Consider the following 16,142-nt stretch of genomic DNA (forward strand, 5'->3'; position numbering starts at 1 on the left):
TGAGTGCGAGGGCGAGGATATATTTGACGGAGTACAGATACACTGCTCAGATTATGCGGTTCATGGAACTGTGGATCTGGCGGACTCACTGGCGAAATCTTGTAACACTTCATTTGCCAATATAGGAATGAAGCTCAACAAGCAGTCGTACAAGGATCTGTGTGAGAAGTTCCTGTTTAACAAGGATCTTCCTTATGACGGATATTACAGAAAATCAGTATTCGAGTTAAATGCAACCTCAGATGATTCGGAGATACCTCAGACAGCCATAGGACAGGGCGACACACTTATAACACCTCTGCATAGTGCCATGATCATGAGCACCATAGCAAACGGAGGAGTCATGATGTCCCCATATCTCATCGACAGGATAGAGACATGCGATGGCAATCTTGTAAAGACATTCAAGCCGAACACCTACGGTAAGATCATATCTGCATCTGACGCAAGACTTCTGAAGGATCTGATGCTTGGCGTAACATCATATGGTACGGCATCGGATGCATTTGCAGATTGCTCATATACCATAGCCGGAAAGACAGGTACTGCGGAGTTCAACGACAACATGGATTCACATTCGTGGTTTGTTGGATTCTCAAATGTTGATGATCCGGATATAGTCGTATGTGTCATAGTTGAGAATGCAAGCTCAACTGGAGCTTCAGCAAAGTATATTGCCAGACAGCTCTTTGACGCATACTATAATTATGTGAAATAATTGCACAAAATGATGCGTATGCCATTAATACGTGATCATATTTACTTTAAAAATAATTTGACATATGATATACTGACTTCAAGTTTTAATTACACACCCGGAAGAAACAGGAGGAATTGCAGTGATAGAAGCAACAAGCTGTGGAGGGGTGGTAATCTTCAGAGGAAAAGTATTGTTGTTGTATAAGAACTACAAGAACAAATACGAAGGATGGGTTCTCCCCAAGGGAACTGTTGAAAAGGGCGAGGAGCACGATGAGACCGCCTTGCGAGAAGTGAAAGAGGAGACAGGTGTAAGCGCATCTATAATCAAATACGTGGGAAAGAGCAATTACACTTTTAACACGGCATTTGATGTGGTAAATAAGGATGTTCATTGGTATCTCATGATGTCTGACAGCTATTACAGCAAGCCACAGAGAGAAGAGTATTTCGTGGATTCCGGTTACTACAAATACCATGAAGCCTACCACCTTCTGAAATTTCCTAACGAGAAGCAGATACTTGAACAGGCATATTCAGAGTATGTTGATCTTAAGAAAAAGAATCTGTGGGGAAACAAGAAGTATTATTAATCAACAAAAGGACTTCTGTATGCAGGTACAGAAGCCTTTTTAGTTTTCTTTTGAGGGTAAGACATGAACAGAAAGAATGCAGACAGATCAAAACAAAAGAAAAAGAGAACAGCAAAGGATATAGTTCTGGACATACTGTTGGTCGTTTTTTTACTTATAGCAGTTGGGAGCGGTGCGTATCTTGGAAGGTATTATTATATTGCGAAGAATGCGCAGAATAACTTCAATGATCTTAAAGGAATGCTCGATACCGATGGGGATGATACCGAAAAGGTTACGGTGGAGGTCTCGGATAAAAGTAAGGACAATGGCGAGAAGAAGATACTCAAGAAGTTCGAGAAGTTATACGAGAAGAACAGTGATATTGCAGGATGGCTCACGATCGATGGCACGACCATAGATTATCCGGTCATGTACACTCCCGATGACAACGATTATTATCTGCATCTGGACTTCGATAAGAACTGGAGTGATCCGGGTACACCGTTCATAGATATGAACTGCAGGCCGTTTGATGACAGAACGGACAATGTTCTCATATACGGACATAACATGAAGTCGGGAATAATGTTCAGAGAGCTGCTTCAGTATGAGGACGAGAGCTTTTATAAGAAGCATAAGAATATCAAGTTTGACACGTTGTATGAGACCGGAACATACGAGGTTATCGGTGCATTCCGATCGGAGATATATCCTGACGATGACACGGAGCACTATCATTATTATGAGTTCTTTAACGCTGCGGATAAGGCGGAATTTGATGAATATATTGATTTTGTCAAGTCAAACACAGCATATGACAGCGGTGTTACGGCTGAGTACGGTGATGAACTCATCACACTTTCAACATGCGCTTCACACACTGAGGATGGCAGATTTGTCGTGGTTGCGCGAAGGATAACAGGGGATGATAAGTAGTTGACACTAAATGGGGCATGTGTTAATATAACAAATGTCGCAAGCGCCGGCTTGTCGGAATTGGCAGACGAGGCAGACTCAAAATCTGTTGGTGGCAACATCGTGCGGGTTCAAGTCCCGCAGCCGGCATTATATTGAGCCTGAAACCTGAGTAGAATCAAGGGTTTCAGGCTCTTTTGGTATACGTGGGAATAAGATCTTGAAATGAATGGGCGGTGATATATTATGATGAGTAGAAAGGTAAAACAGCAGGTGAATTCGGCTGTGAATGAGTTGGATATGAATCTGGCGAACAACTACAAGGATCTGGCGCATAAAGCCTTGAAGGAACTTGATGAGCTGGTTACGAAGCTTAATGAGGAGGGGCAGCTCAAGGAAAAGGACTACACCAAACTGAGGGATAAAGTGGATGATTACAAGAGACGTATGGCGGGATATCATCACTGACAGTATGTCATAATGACATAATATCGTCACTGAAAGATTATGACCGGGAGACTGCAGAACAACGGATGTATGTAGCTTCCCGGTCATATTTGTCTGTGTGTATCAGTATTGCTTCATTATCTCTCTGCGAAGCTTCTTGATTATTCTTTTTTCCAGCCTGGATATGTAGGACTGGGATATTCCCAGGAGATCAGCCACCTCCTTCTGAGTCTTTTCTACCCCACCTATGGTGTTTATTCCATACCGCAGTTCTATGATGGTACGTTCCTTTTCACAGAGCTTTGATATGGCATTGTCGAGGAGATTGTAGTCTACCTCTGTCTCCAGATCACGGTAGACTACGTCCTCATCCGTTCCCAGAATGTCGGACAGAAGCAGTTCGTTGCCGTCCCAGTCAACATTCAGCGGTTCATCGATGGACACCTCTGTTCTGAGCTTGCTGTTGCGACGGAGAAACATGAGTATCTCATTTTCAATACATCTTGATGCGTAGGTGGCAAGCTTTATGTTTTTGTCATTTTTGAAGGTGTTTATGGCCTTGATGAGACCGATCGTGCCTATGGATATCAGATCCTCAATTCCGACACCCGTGTTGTCAAATTTTTTAGCAATGTATACGACAAGTCGCAGATTTCGCTCTATCAGCATTTTCTTTGCGGAATCCGACTGGTTGTTTGTGAGTTCGTTTATGACCACGGCCTCCTCGTGGGGCTCCAGCGGGGCGGGAAGTACCTCGGTTCCTCCAATATAATATATATCTTTGCCGCTTTTCAGGGAGCGCAGTGAAATATTGCTGGCAACAGTAAATTTGAAGTCGTTACCCCTTATTGTGTTTAACATGTCTTTTGCCTCTTTTCATATAATATTTGCTTAAAAGAATACATTTGTCTGTGTGAAGTATATTAAATGTATTTGGGCTGATACCGATCAGTGGTCTGTGTTCCATGTATGAGCTGTCGATGAACATGTAGTCAATGTCCATGGCGAGCATAAGCTGATTTCCGGAGCATATCGTATTGTAGGGAATTATGTGTATTCCGGCCGGAATGTCATCACGGTAATCATATTCATATATGGAAGACGGTTTTTTGATGTAGTCATCGAGCAGTGGAGTCAGTTGCGGTGGAGCCAGTTCGATGGCTACGGCGTATGTAGTCACGGCGACGTTGCGTCCTGTGAGATTGCATCTTAGCGTGTTACCTGTGTCCAGGTAACCGATAGCATTGGTGATCCTTGAATGTCTGCCTAGTAATACATTTGTCAGAAAGTTCAAATAATTCACTTCTTTTCATGTAGTGCAATTGGAATTATATATGTGGGCCGGTAAGAAAATGGTCGTATTACAATAAATGAAGCATCGATATTTCGATTGAATTTTTAATATGTTGATGGAAATGTGGTTAAGTTTTTCAATATACGACTATATATTTGAAAAATGTGTATAAATCTGTGGATAATGTGGAAAAGTGCTAAAACATCCTAAAAAGTGCGAAATAAGCAAACAATTTGCGACATAGAGCGATATTTTGTGCAATATAATGATAAAAAATGAGAAATGTATATGTATGGATGACAAAATAAGCCCTGAACTTAAACTTGCCATGGATGCGGATGGTTACATGCCGTACAGCAGTCTTTATCTTGGATATAACGCATCCGATGATTCGTGGATGCTGATAATCAGACATTCCGGTGACATAGATGATCTTGAGGGAGATATTCTGAATAGCTGCGTTTATCTGCTCGGGGGATATGCCATAGTGAACGTGTATTCCTACAATATAAAAAGGCTTCAGGAGGAGCCGAGGGTACTTTATATCGATAAAGCTCAATATTACAGTTATGGTGCGGGTGTCGCCTATGACAGATACATATCCTGCATAACGGAAAATTTCATGTCGAAGTATGGGCTCACAGGCGAAGGCGTATGTATCGGAATTATAGATAGCGGCGTGAATATCCTCAACCGGGAATTTGCAGATGACGCCGGCTCCAGGATAGTCATGTATTGGAACCAGAATACAGATTATGAAAGGACTTACCCAAACCGCTATGGCCTTGGACGGATATATGATCAAAGTGAGATCGGGCAAATGTATGAGGACAGGCGGCTGCCCGGTGTCATGGGAGAGCAGCACGGCACGGAGGTTGCATCTGTGGCCGCCGGGAGCAATATAGGAGTGGCGGGAAAAGCCCGGATCATTGTCGTTGAACAGTCGCTTGAACGCGCGCTGCCGGACACGATAGGTATAATGATGGGGATAGATCTACTTGTGAGATACAGCATGGAGACTGGAACTCCGGTAGTGATAAATCTTTCATATGGAAATAACTTTGGAGCCCATGATGGTACGTCGACACTTGAGCTGTTTGTTAATTCTGTGGCCCAGATGGCTAAGGTGTGTGTTGTCACGGGTTCAGGAAATGACGGTGGAAGACAACTGCATACCAGCGGTATGCTTGGAAATGTAAGCTATGCGAGTATTGACATTGCGGTGGCGGCCGGTGTGAAAAACTTTGGCCTGCAGATATGGAAAAACTATATCGACAGCTTCGATGTGCTCGTCTATTCGCCGTCCTACGACCTTGTGGCGTATCTCACGGAGGGACAGATAGTATCCGGGGCGTATTATGGGAGCACGGAGTTGCTTGGGATATTCCAGGGACCTTCACCTTACAATGTCAAGCAGCTCATATATGTATTTTTCCAGTCTGAGACCGGGGATATAGAGCAGGGGATATGGCATGTGAGGATTGCACCGAAGAGCATTGCAAATGGGATATTCAATGCGTATCTACCCGGTGACAGTTATGTGACGGGGCAGGTTGCATTTGAGAATCCTTCGGTGTATGGAACCCTCACGATCCCGGGTACGGCATCAAATATAATAACGGTGGCTGCCTATGATCAGGTAAATGCATCCATAACGGGATTTTCAGGCAGGGGTTTTACGTCGGATAATGCCATAAAACCGGATATTGCAGCTCCGGGTGTCGGAGTGACTGTCAGCTATGGTGAGTATGGATACGGAAATGCCGATGGCACATCGCTGGCGGCGGCATTTGTGTCTGGCTGTGCGGCACTTATCATGGAATGGGGGATAGTCCTGGGGAACGATCCATTTATGTACGGAGAGAGGGTTAAGGCTCAGCTTATAAGGGGAGCAAAGCCTCTCGGTTCACTGGGCAGTTACCCGAACAGATATACAGGCTGGGGGACCGTGTGTATGGAAAACAGCTTCAAAGGATTAATTGTATGAAAGATTTGCAAAAAGATGTGGTTTTATGTCAAGTAATTGTGTATAATTTGATTCATACGTGCTTTTTGCAAGTATAAAAGAAAAAAACGGGGTATTTCACATATGGTAGGATTTTATAATTATACAGTTATTTTGACATATATGAGCCTGGTGTCATCTATCACAGGCATGTTCTTTACATTTACCGGACACCTTAGCATAGGAATATTGTGTCTTGCACTTTCCGGTCTGTTTGATGCATTTGACGGAAAAGTCGCAAGGAGCAAGAAGGATAGGACTATGGATGAGAAGAGATTTGGTATCCAGATAGATTCTCTCTGTGACCTGGTGAGTTTTGGAGTTTTTCCTGTTGTATTGTGCTGGTATTCAGGAATGAACACGCCGTTTGGAATGGTTATTCTTGCACTGTACTGTCTGGCTGGAATGATAAGACTTGCATACTATAACGTGCTCGAGGAGAAGAAGAACAATGACGATGATGATGCTGAGGTCATAGAGCAGCCAGATGGAAGAAAGTATTTCCATGGAATGCCGATCACCGCAATATCGGTGGGGCTTCCTATAATATACGTTACGTCACCTTTGCTTGGGTCCTCTTTCCCAATTCTGCTTCATGGAATCATGATACTTGCAATGATACTTTTCATAACAGATTTCAGATTCCCTAAGCCAACCACAAAGGAACTTATGGTGATAATTGTCATTGTGGCAGTTGCCGTAGTTTGGCTTATGATAAGATACATGGTCAGACGTCATATCATAACTATTCCTTATTTTATATCCCTTCTATTATAAGTGTATAGGAGCTATGGAAAATAAAAGATATAGAAGTAATTTGGCTATACCGGATATACAGAAGCGATGAAGGATGATGTATAAGATATGATAAAGAACAAATATGCAATATACAAAAGATCAAAACATAATGAGTGTGTATCGACACAGGACAGAGTCCTGCGCCTGTTATATGGCAACAGAGCGGGTCGTATGGTGCTGGGATGGCTGATCAGACCAGAGGTGTCAAAGCTTGTGGGAAGATTCATGGACACTGGATTATCCAGAATCATGATCAATCCATTCATTAAGAAAAATGATATTGATATATCTGTGTGTCAGAAGAATGAGTTTGACTCATATAACGATTTCTTCAAGAGAAAGCTGGTGCCGGGAGCAAGGACCATAGATATGACCGATGAAGGTTTTGTGAGTCCATGTGACAGCAGGCTTACGGTATATGATATAGAAGACACAGAACGACAGACTTTCAATATAAAGGATTCAGAGTACACGGTGGCATCCCTCCTCAGGGACAAAAAGCTTGCGAGACACTACAGAGGTGGAAAATTGTGGCTGTTCAGACTGTGTGTCGATGATTATCACAGATACATATATAACGTGTCTGGAAAGCAGTCTGATGTCAGACGTATAGAAGGCTTATATCACACAGTTAACCCTATAGCCAGTGAATATTACGACATTTACAAAGAAAATACCAGAGAGTATTGTCTTATAAGGACGCAGGATGCGGGAACCATCATTGATATGGAGGTTGGAGCACTTCTGGTTGGTCGTATAGTTAACAGGTATGTGGATTCCACGGATGTCAGAAGAGGAGAGGAAAAGGGCTATTTTGAGTTTGGTGGCTCAACAATCATTCTTCTCATCCAGAAGGACAAAGTCGCTCCTTTAGACAGAATAGTTGAAAATTCTAGAAAAGATATTGAGACCAGAGTCAGACAGGGCGAGCTGGTTGGATATGTACGTTAAGAGCAATATTATATATTCCATATAAAACAGGAACAGCGTATAGCTTGCTATGGAGCTATACGCTGTTCCTGTTTTGTTGTTTATCCTGTCTGTGTCAGAACTTATATTCTATGTTATGCATTTGTAGAATTCACATGCCTCTTGATGGCCTCAAAAGTCTCCTGGCTTATAACGTGTTCGATCTTGCAGGCATCCTCGGCTGCGGTCTCTTTTGCAACGCCGAGACTTGTGAACCATGAAGACAGAAGCTGGTGCCTCTCATATATCATCTCTGCAATTTTTTTACCGGCTGCTGTGAGAGTTATGTATCCTGAATCGCTTACTTCTATATAACACATCTCCCTGAGATTCTTCATAGCAACGCTTACACTTGATTTCTTATAGCCAGTCTCGTTGGCAACATCAACGCTTCGGACGACCGGAAGCTTCTGGCTGAGAACGAGAATGGTTTCAAGATAATTCTCTACTGATTCATTCGTGGTCAACATTATTATATATCCCCCTTATATTTAACATTATAAATGTATCTGTATCAATGTAGCAATTATAAATAATATATCATAAATGAATTTTTTATTCAATTTGATAATTGAAATACGAATTTCGACAAATAGGCACTTTTTATCAATAAAAGAGCCGTGTTTTGTTCAATTAGTCCAAAATGATTAATATTATTGACATCTAATTGATGTTAGTATATACTAACCACGATATGAAAATCAGTGGTTTAAGTTGCTAGTTAAGGAGGTGCAATTATGCCATTAACATTTGCAAAACCGGGAGAGGCCAATGTGATCAAAAAGGTTGGCGGGAGAGAGAAAACACGATTGTTTCTTGAAAAGCTGGGCTTTGTTGAAGGCAGTGTTGTAACTGTCGTGGCAGAGAATGCAGGAAATCTTATAGTTAATATCAAAGATTCCCGTGTTGCCATTGATAAAGATATGGCCAGCAAGATACTTGTATAGGTACGATTACATGTATCTGACTGACGACAAAAGTATGTAAAAGGAGTAAGATCATGAGCACATTAAAAGATGTCAAGGTTGGCAGTACTGTCACTGTCAAGAAGATTGCAGGCGAGGGTCCTGTAAAGAGACGTATCATGGACATGGGCATCACAAAGGGTGTACAGGTTTATGTTCGTAAGGTTGCCCCTCTCGGTGATCCTGTAGAGGTTACTGTAAGAGGCTATGAGTTATCAATACGTAAAGCTGATGCTGAGATCATAGAGGTAGAGTAACAGCTTATTTTTTTGTTCATACGTTAGTATATGCTAACATATGATAGAAAAGGCTAATATGAAGTACGCAGACGCCGTGCGTAAGCCCCTTTAAATGCGTCTGCACAATACAATAGGAAAGAGGGTAAACAATGTCAGTAAAGATTGCACTTGCAGGAAATCCTAACTGCGGTAAAACAACATTATTCAATGCTTTAACTGGCGCTAACCAGTACGTAGGTAACTGGCCAGGTGTTACAGTTGAGAAGAAAGAGGGTAAGCTTAAGGGTAACAAGGATGTTATCATAACCGACCTTCCTGGTATCTATTCACTTTCTCCATATACTCTTGAGGAAGTTGTTGCCAGAAATTATCTTATTCAGGAATATCCTGATGCCATCATCAACATTATCGATGGTACTAACATAGAGAGAAACCTTTATCTTTCAACACAGCTTATTGAGCTCGGAATCCCTGTTGTCATGGCTGTTAACATGATGGATCTTGTAAAGAAGAACGGCGACTCCATCAGCATCAAGAACCTGAAGGAAGCTCTTGGATGTGAGGTCGTTGAGATCTCAGCTCTTAAGGGTACCGGTATTGACGATGTTAAAGAGAAGGCTATCGCAGCAGCAAAGTCCAAGACAGCAAATGCAAGAGTTCACAACTTTGATGAGGCTGTTGAGGCTGCAATCGAGAGCGTAAGCACTAAGCTTGACATGGAGGAGAACAGAAAGAGATTCTTCGCGATCAAGCTCATCGAGAAGGATAGCAAGATCATAGAGCAGATGAAGAATGCTCCAGATTGCTCAGCAGAGATCAAGAAGCTTGAGGATGACTTCGATGATGACACAGAGAGTATTATCACAAGTGAGAGATATTCATACATTTCATCAATCATTGACAAGTGTGTAAAGAAGGCTGCAAATGGACAGAAGCTTACAATATCAGATAAGATCGACCGTGTTGTAACAAACCGTATCCTTGCACTTCCTATATTCGTTCTCATCATGTGGCTCGTATATTATATAGCAATGTCAACAGTAGGTGCATGGTGCACAGACTGGACAAATGATAACCTGTTCGGCGATGGTTTCCATCTCTTCGGCATCGGAAGCTCAGCTTATGAAGATGCATCAGGTGACTATGATGCAGCAACAACAGCACTTGATGCATACGGCGTACTCGTAACAGATGACGAGGATGCTGTTGATGTAGATGCCACAAAGGCAGCTATCGAGGCAAACACAAACACAGAGGCAAGCGTTAAGTATGAGATGGAAGATGAGGAGACACTCGATACATACGATATCGATGTATACTACTCAGAGGTTCCAGCAAATGCTGACGAAGAGACAACAAACGCAATGTCATATCTTGATGCAGTTGATTACTTCAACGAGACACAGATGGCAGAGATTGATCCTGCTGATTATGGCGTATTTGTTCCTTCAATCCCAGATCTCATCTCTGCAGGACTTGACAAGATTGGATGTGCAGATTGGTTACATGGACTTATCATCGATGGTATTGTAGCCGGTGTTGGTGCTGTACTTGGTTTCGTACCTCAGATGCTCGTACTGTTCATCTTACTTGCAATCCTTGAGTACTGTGGATATATGGCACGTATCGCCTTCATCATGGACCGTATCTTCAGAAAGTTCGGTCTCTCAGGAAAGTCATTCATACCTATCCTTGTAGGTACAGGTTGTGGTGTGCCAGGTATCATGGCTTCACGTACAATTGAGAATGAGAAAGACCGTCGTATGACAGTCATGACAACAACATTTATACCATGTGGTGCTAAGGTTCCATTTATCGCTATGATCGCCGGTGCTATATTCGGTGGTTCATCAATAGTTGCAACAAGTGCTTACTTTATTGGTATTGCAGCAATTATATGTTCTGGTATAATACTTAAAAAGACAAAGATGTTCGCCGGAGATCCATCACCATTCGTTATGGAGCTTCCACCTTATCATATCCCAACAGTAGGTTCTGTACTCAGAAGTATGTGGGAGCGTGGCTGGTCATTCATCAAGAAGGCTGGTACGATAATCACACTTTCAACAATTGCTGTATGGTTCACAACATACTTCGGATTTGTTGATGGTTCATTCCAGATGCTTGATGAGAGCCAGATCGATTACAGTATCCTTGCAAAGATCGGTAATGCGATAGCATGGATCTTCGTTCCACAGGGCTGGGGCAACTGGCAGGCAACTGTAGCATCTATCACAGGTCTTGTTGCCAAGGAGAACATCGTTGGTACAATGGGTATCCTCTACGGTGGTGGAGATGGTACAGTTTACCAGGCACTTGCAGGCGCATTCACAACAGCAAGCGGATTCTCATTCCTTGTATTCAACCTTCTCTGCGCACCATGTTTCGCAGCTATGGGTGCTATCAAGAGAGAGATGAACAGTGCTAAGTGGTTCTGGTTCGCAATCGGATATCAGTGTGGATTTGCTTACCTTGTAGCACTTGTTGTATACAGAATCGCAGGTCTCTTCACAGGAGCTTGTACATTCGGTGTATGGTCAGTAGTAGCAATTGCACTTGTTGTTCTGTTCTTCTTCATGCTGTTCCGTCCGGATCCAAACAAGAAGGTAAAGACAAGCAAGGAGTTCCTCAACGCTTAATATAAGTGTTTATAAGGATTATATAAAAGGAGTGGTGACTTATGTCAGAGTATCTTGGTACAATCATTGTGGCAGCCATAATCGTTCTGATGGTGTTCTTCATTGTCAGAGGTATGGTAAAGGATAGAAAAAAGGGCAAACACATATGTGGTGGTGACTGCTCGAGCTGTCACGGCGGATGTAGTCACAAGCTCTAAAAAATAATAGTTGTAGTATAAAATGAATGTGCGTCGTAAGAATTTTACGGCGCACATTTTTTGTTCTGGCTTCTTTTTATTTGCTTTGTTAAATACTAGAATGTTGTTTGAAGAAATTCTGCATAAGGTTTATAGATCCTATAATATTCAGCACCTTTAGCCTGACCAAACTTTTCAATATATAGTTTGTATATCTTTTGTAAATTTGCTTTCATCGGATATAAACTCTTATAAAAATCATCATTTAATACTATACCTGAATTTTGATAAACAATATTCAGAAATTTTTTGTATTTGGTCTTTTTCTGCCAATTAACTGTTGGTATTACATATGAAGAGTTTTTGGCTTTGCCATATATATAACCACCAATGGTCTGCCCATATATCGATATGAGTATGTTGTGAATAGCGGACAGATTACTCTTGCCTACACATGAAAGTAAAGTGTCAACTTGTTCTTTATCATATTCAATCTGTGGTATTGGGTCAGATATGGATGAATTATCATTTGCATCAGTAACCTCAGTATTCTCTGAAGTATCAGTAATTGGATGACTGTCAGAGCACTGGTCAGAGCTGTCAAATACTTCTGTCACATGTTCATTAGATAATGTGTAGAATATTGATGGTGCTTTGCGACATATATTATATCCACGGTCAGACCAAAAATGAACTACACTGTCAAATCCTTTATCTCTTGAAACAATTATGAGATTGTCTTCTGGATTTTTTACTGTATATGAACCAAGGTAGGTTACAAGTTGAAAATCCAGAGAGTTCTCAGTCCCATTTTCACACATGATAAATTCAGGGAAAAATGGTGATTGTTTCAATGTGATCAGGTTTGCGTATGACATATTGGGTGATTTGTCTGTGTAAAATACAAGGATAATATCTTCGCCTTTTAGATAATCGAATAATTCTATCCATGAATCACCGACATTTTCACTATCCACAAAAAATATGTTTTTCATATCCACCTCGTTAAGCCAGAACTTATATATTATATCATCAAAGATATAATAATTATCAATTTAATTGCAAAATTTGCATATAGATAATGCCACATGCTATATTTGAATAAAAACGGGTAAGATGGAGGAAATTTTGTACAGATTCATCAATTTAGAAGTTGTATATTGTACTTGAAATAACAAAAGATTTACTATATTATAAAAATATGTTGGTGCACGACTGGCGGAGACGGCCGAAAGGCTGGTAGGAATTACCTACAGGGAGTGTACTGTTAAGACAAGCCGACCGCCTGGGCAAGCAAATATATCAAGACATGTATTTGTGTGCGCAGGTGGCCGGCTTCTTTATTTATTTGCGCATATAGCTAGTCAAAGTTATTTGTTTATACAAGACTTTTCGACTATAGCAGCGAATAAAAATATGAGACAATAACATCAGCTCACAGGTACGAGAAAACACATGGAGGTACAACAGAAAATGGAAATGTTATCACTTGAGAAGGAACTTAGCGAAAATACATATCCGGGACGTGGAATCGTGATCGGTGTGTCAGAGGATGGCAAGAAGGCAGTTACAGCCTACTTCATCATGGGAAGAAGCTCAAACAGCCGTAACAGAGTATTTGTGACAGAGGGTGAGGGTATCAGAACAGAGGCATTTGATCCTTCAAAGCTTGAGGATCCAAGCCTTATCATCTATGCACCTGTAAGAGTTCTTGGCAACAAGACTATAGTTACAAATGGCGATCAGACAGACACTATATATGACGGACTTGACGATGAGCTCACATTTGAGCAGTCACTCAGAAGCAGACAGTTTGAGCCTGACGGCCCTAACTACACACCTAGAATCTCAGGTGTTATGCACATAAAGAATGGTGTGTTCGACTATTCAATGTCCATACTTAAGAGCAACAACGGCAACCCTGCTGCAAATAACAGATACACATTTTCATACGAGAACCCTGTAGCCGGTGAGGGACATTTCATTCACACATATATGCACGATGGCAATCCGCTCCCAAGCTTTGAGGGTGAGCCAAAGTGGGTTAAGATATCCGGTGATATCGATGAGTTCACAGACAAGGTATGGAACAGCCTCAATGAGGACAACAAGGTGTCACTGTTCGTCAGATATATTGACATCGCAACAGGTGAGTATGAGACAAAGATCGTGAACAAGAATAAGTAATTAAAGAATAAAGGAGATATTTGATCATGAACGAGATTCAGTTAAAGTACGGTTGTAATCCAAATCAGAAGCCATCAAGAATATATATGGAGGATGGCAGTGATCTTCCTGTTAAGGTTTTAAACGGCAAGCCTGGATACATCAACTTCCTTGATGCATTTAACGGATGGCAGCTCGTAAAGGAACTCAAGGCGGCAACAGGACTTCCAGCAGCAACATCATTCAAGCATGTTTCACCAGCAGGCGCTGCAGTTGGACTTCCACTTACAGATACACTTGCAAAGATCTACTGGGTAGATGATCTCGGAGAGCTCTCACCACTTGCATGCGCATATGCAAGAGCAAGAGGTGCTGACAGAATGTCATCATTCGGCGATTTCATCGCACTTTCAGATGTATGTGACGCAGACACAGCACGCCTTATCAAGAGAGAGGTATCAGATGGTGTTATCGCTCCTGGATACACAGATGAGGCTATGGAACTTCTTCTTGCAAAGAAGAAGGGAAATTACAACATCATCCAGATAGATGAGAACTATGTTCCTGCTGAGATCGAGAGAAAGCAGGTATACGGTGTTACATTTGAGCAGGGAAGAAATGAGCTCAAGATCGACAAGGATCTTCTGTCAAACTTTGTTACAAAGAACAAGGATCTTCCAGAGCAGGCTGAGATCGATATGAAGATCGCGCTCATCACACTCAAGTATACACAGTCAAACTCAGTATGCTATGTAAAGGGCGGACAGGCTATAGGTATCGGAGCCGGACAGCAGTCAAGAATCCATTGTACAAGACTTGCAGGACAGAAGGCAGACAACTGGTTCCTTCGTCAGTCACCACAGGTTATGGGACTTCAGTTTGTTGACGGACTTGGAAGAGCCGACAGAGACAATGCCATCGACGTATACATGGGTGATGAGTATGAGGACGTTCTTAAGGAAGGCGAGTGGCAGAAGAGATTCAAGGTTAAGCCTGAGGTGTTCACAGCAGAGCAGAAGAAGGCATGGCTTGCGCAGAACACAGATGTTGTCCTTGGATCAGATGCATTCTTCCCATTCTCAGACAATATAGAGAGAGCTCACAAGAGCGGTGTCAAGTACATTGCACAGCCTGGCGGATCAGTTCGTGACGATCTTGTTATCGAGTGTGCTGACAAGTACGATATGGTCATGGTATTTACAGGAATCAGATTATTCCATCACTAATCTGCCAGACCTGTCGGCGTCAGATATTGTATTTATAGAAGAATTGAGAGCGGTTTTGCTGATGAAAATCAGCAAAGCCGCTTTTTTACTTTATATATTTGTTGGATTGTGCTAATATAAAATGATGTATAAACTGCGGTAGCTATGCCGTGTAATAAAAATACTGTGATTCAAAGGAGATAACATATGTCTAGACGTAAACGCAGCATATTTAAAGAGAGAAGAAAGATCAACTATAAACTAATTTTTGCATTGGTGATACTTGCGTGTGTGGCTGTATTGCTGATCTCATACGCTATATCGGCAATAGTGTCACAGAAGGATGAACTTTACGATCAGGGCGTAAAATATTACAAGTCAGGTTCGTATCAGGAGGCAATAGATTCATTTGACAATGCCTTGGCAGAGAATCAGTTGTTCTCAAAGAAAAAGGATCAGAATATAAAGCTGTATCTGGCTGATGCGTATCTCAAGAGTGCGCAGTACACAGAGGCCGCAAATACATACAACGAATTGATACAGGATTCATTTACCGGATCAAATGTAAAAGATCTGAAGGAACTGGCAACTGCACTCAGTGATTTCTCACAGGGAAATTATGGCGGTGCTCTCGATGTTCTTCTGAAGCAGGCGGAGACATATCCGGAGCTTTATATGTACATAGGAACATGCTACGCAGTTACTGATGAGTCCGATAAGATGTTTGAGAGCTATGAAAAATATGTCCAGACATTTGGATTCAACTCGTATGTATATGCCATGTACGGTTCATATTATCTGAATAACGGTGATATGGAGTCTGCGATCGCATATATTACAAATGGACTTGACAGTGGAGACAAGATATACAGAAAAGAGCTCCTGATGCTTGAGATAACATATTATGAGAAGAACGAGGATTACGATAAGGCTTATGAGATAGCGGGACAGCTTGTGTCTGAGTATCCGGATTATGAGAAAGGACAGAAGGAGTATACATTCCTGAGCACAAGAGTGTCACAGTAGTATTTGTATTGGGAGGAGTTATTT

Annotated in this window: 18 protein-coding genes, 1 tRNA gene and 1 riboswitch; of the genes, 15 read left to right on the top strand and 4 right to left on the bottom strand. The window is 41.7% G+C overall.

The genetic code is table 11. The annotated features are described in order from the left end of the window. The 5 genes from ABUA34_RS02830 to ABUA34_RS02850 all read left to right on the top strand — a co-directional run. Nucleotides 1-718 (top strand): penicillin-binding transpeptidase domain-containing protein (locus ABUA34_RS02830; RefSeq protein ID WP_349822810.1); only part of this gene is annotated, 718 nt, incomplete at its 5' end. A gap of 121 nt (nt 719-839) precedes the next feature. Continuing rightward, nucleotides 840-1,292, top strand: coding sequence for an NUDIX hydrolase (locus ABUA34_RS02835; RefSeq protein WP_022216509.1), 453 nt, complete (start codon nt 840-842; stop codon nt 1,290-1,292). Nucleotides 1,293-1,355: 63 nt separating this feature from the next. After that, nucleotides 1,356-2,210, top strand: coding sequence for a class B sortase (locus tag ABUA34_RS02840; RefSeq protein ID WP_055144512.1), 855 nt, complete (start codon nt 1,356-1,358; stop codon nt 2,208-2,210). Between the two features lie 45 nt (nt 2,211-2,255). After that, nucleotides 2,256-2,339 (top strand) — tRNA-Leu (locus ABUA34_RS02845). A 96-nt stretch (nt 2,340-2,435) separates the two neighbouring features. Further along, nucleotides 2,436-2,657, top strand: a complete 222-nt coding sequence (locus tag ABUA34_RS02850) for a hypothetical protein (RefSeq protein ID WP_015534896.1) — start codon at nt 2,436-2,438, stop codon at nt 2,655-2,657. 102 nt (nt 2,658-2,759) lie between these two features. Here the strand turns inward: ABUA34_RS02850 and sigE are convergent, their stop codons facing one another. Beyond that, a complete protein-coding gene (gene sigE / locus ABUA34_RS02855; RefSeq protein ID WP_015534897.1) occupies nt 2,760-3,497 on the bottom strand; it encodes an RNA polymerase sporulation sigma factor SigE in 738 nt (245 codons plus the stop codon). Next, a complete protein-coding gene (locus ABUA34_RS02860; protein WP_082419753.1) occupies nt 3,475-3,939 on the bottom strand; it encodes a sigma-E processing peptidase SpoIIGA in 465 nt (154 codons plus the stop codon). Before ABUA34_RS02860 ends, sigE begins: the two co-directional genes overlap by 23 nt. A gap of 283 nt (nt 3,940-4,222) precedes the next feature. On the opposite strand from ABUA34_RS02860, the gene ABUA34_RS02865 reads away from it, so the two are divergent. From ABUA34_RS02865 to ABUA34_RS02875, 3 genes are all read left to right on the top strand, one after another. Further along, entirely contained in the window at nt 4,223-5,917 is a 1,695-nt protein-coding gene (locus tag ABUA34_RS02865; RefSeq protein WP_055273013.1) for a S8 family peptidase, read from the top strand. A 102-nt stretch (nt 5,918-6,019) separates the two neighbouring features. After that, nucleotides 6,020-6,712 (top strand): CDP-alcohol phosphatidyltransferase family protein, encoded by a 693-nt coding sequence (locus tag ABUA34_RS02870; protein WP_055144505.1) that lies wholly within the window; start codon nt 6,020-6,022, stop codon nt 6,710-6,712. Nucleotides 6,713-6,799: 87 nt separating this feature from the next. Next, entirely contained in the window at nt 6,800-7,684 is an 885-nt protein-coding gene (locus tag ABUA34_RS02875) for a phosphatidylserine decarboxylase (RefSeq protein ID WP_055144502.1), read from the top strand. 113 nt (nt 7,685-7,797) lie between these two features. Here ABUA34_RS02875 and ABUA34_RS02880 read toward each other — a convergent pair whose 3' ends face one another. Continuing rightward, nucleotides 7,798-8,172 (bottom strand): metal-dependent transcriptional regulator, encoded by a 375-nt coding sequence (locus ABUA34_RS02880; protein WP_055144499.1) that lies wholly within the window; start codon nt 8,170-8,172, stop codon nt 7,798-7,800. A gap of 267 nt (nt 8,173-8,439) precedes the next feature. Between ABUA34_RS02880 and ABUA34_RS02885 the strand changes: the two genes are divergently transcribed. From ABUA34_RS02885 to ABUA34_RS02900, 4 genes are all read left to right on the top strand, one after another. Further along, nucleotides 8,440-8,649, top strand: a complete 210-nt coding sequence (locus tag ABUA34_RS02885; RefSeq protein ID WP_004851067.1) for a FeoA family protein — start codon at nt 8,440-8,442, stop codon at nt 8,647-8,649. A 53-nt stretch (nt 8,650-8,702) separates the two neighbouring features. Further along, nucleotides 8,703-8,924: a FeoA family protein gene (locus ABUA34_RS02890; RefSeq protein WP_022216503.1), complete on the top strand. Its 222-nt coding sequence runs from the start codon at nt 8,703-8,705 to the stop codon at nt 8,922-8,924. A 131-nt stretch (nt 8,925-9,055) separates the two neighbouring features. Next, a complete protein-coding gene (feoB, locus tag ABUA34_RS02895; RefSeq protein WP_161171796.1) occupies nt 9,056-11,545 on the top strand; it encodes a ferrous iron transporter B in 2,490 nt (829 codons plus the stop codon). A gap of 41 nt (nt 11,546-11,586) precedes the next feature. Then, on the top strand, nt 11,587-11,742 hold the full coding sequence (locus ABUA34_RS02900; RefSeq protein WP_004851061.1) for a FeoB-associated Cys-rich membrane protein: 156 nt from the start codon (nt 11,587-11,589) through the stop codon (nt 11,740-11,742). A gap of 95 nt (nt 11,743-11,837) precedes the next feature. On the opposite strand, the gene ABUA34_RS02905 is transcribed toward ABUA34_RS02900, so the two are convergent. Then, nucleotides 11,838-12,716, bottom strand: coding sequence for a PIN domain-containing protein (locus tag ABUA34_RS02905; protein ID WP_238050258.1), 879 nt, complete (start codon nt 12,714-12,716; stop codon nt 11,838-11,840). A 206-nt stretch (nt 12,717-12,922) separates the two neighbouring features. Further along, nucleotides 12,923-13,019, top strand: a riboswitch (ZMP/ZTP riboswitch). A gap of 175 nt (nt 13,020-13,194) precedes the next feature. On the opposite strand from ABUA34_RS02905, the gene ABUA34_RS02910 reads away from it, so the two are divergent. The 3 genes from ABUA34_RS02910 (at nt 13,195) to ABUA34_RS02920 (ending at nt 16,118) form a co-directional block, all read left to right on the top strand. Continuing rightward, nucleotides 13,195-13,908 (top strand): IMP cyclohydrolase, encoded by a 714-nt coding sequence (locus ABUA34_RS02910; protein WP_238050259.1) that lies wholly within the window; start codon nt 13,195-13,197, stop codon nt 13,906-13,908. Nucleotides 13,909-13,934: 26 nt separating this feature from the next. After that, entirely contained in the window at nt 13,935-15,113 is a 1,179-nt protein-coding gene (locus tag ABUA34_RS02915; protein ID WP_015534899.1) for a phosphoribosylaminoimidazolecarboxamide formyltransferase, read from the top strand. Nucleotides 15,114-15,299: 186 nt separating this feature from the next. Then, entirely contained in the window at nt 15,300-16,118 is an 819-nt protein-coding gene (locus ABUA34_RS02920; protein WP_015534900.1) for a tetratricopeptide repeat protein, read from the top strand. The last annotated feature ends 24 nt before the right edge of the window (nt 16,119-16,142 follow it).

It is taken from the genome of Coprococcus sp. RTP21428st1_C9_RTP21428_210409 (genome assembly GCF_040227395.1).
Taxonomy (GTDB): Bacteria; Bacillota; Clostridia; order Lachnospirales; family Lachnospiraceae; genus Coprococcus; species Coprococcus aceti.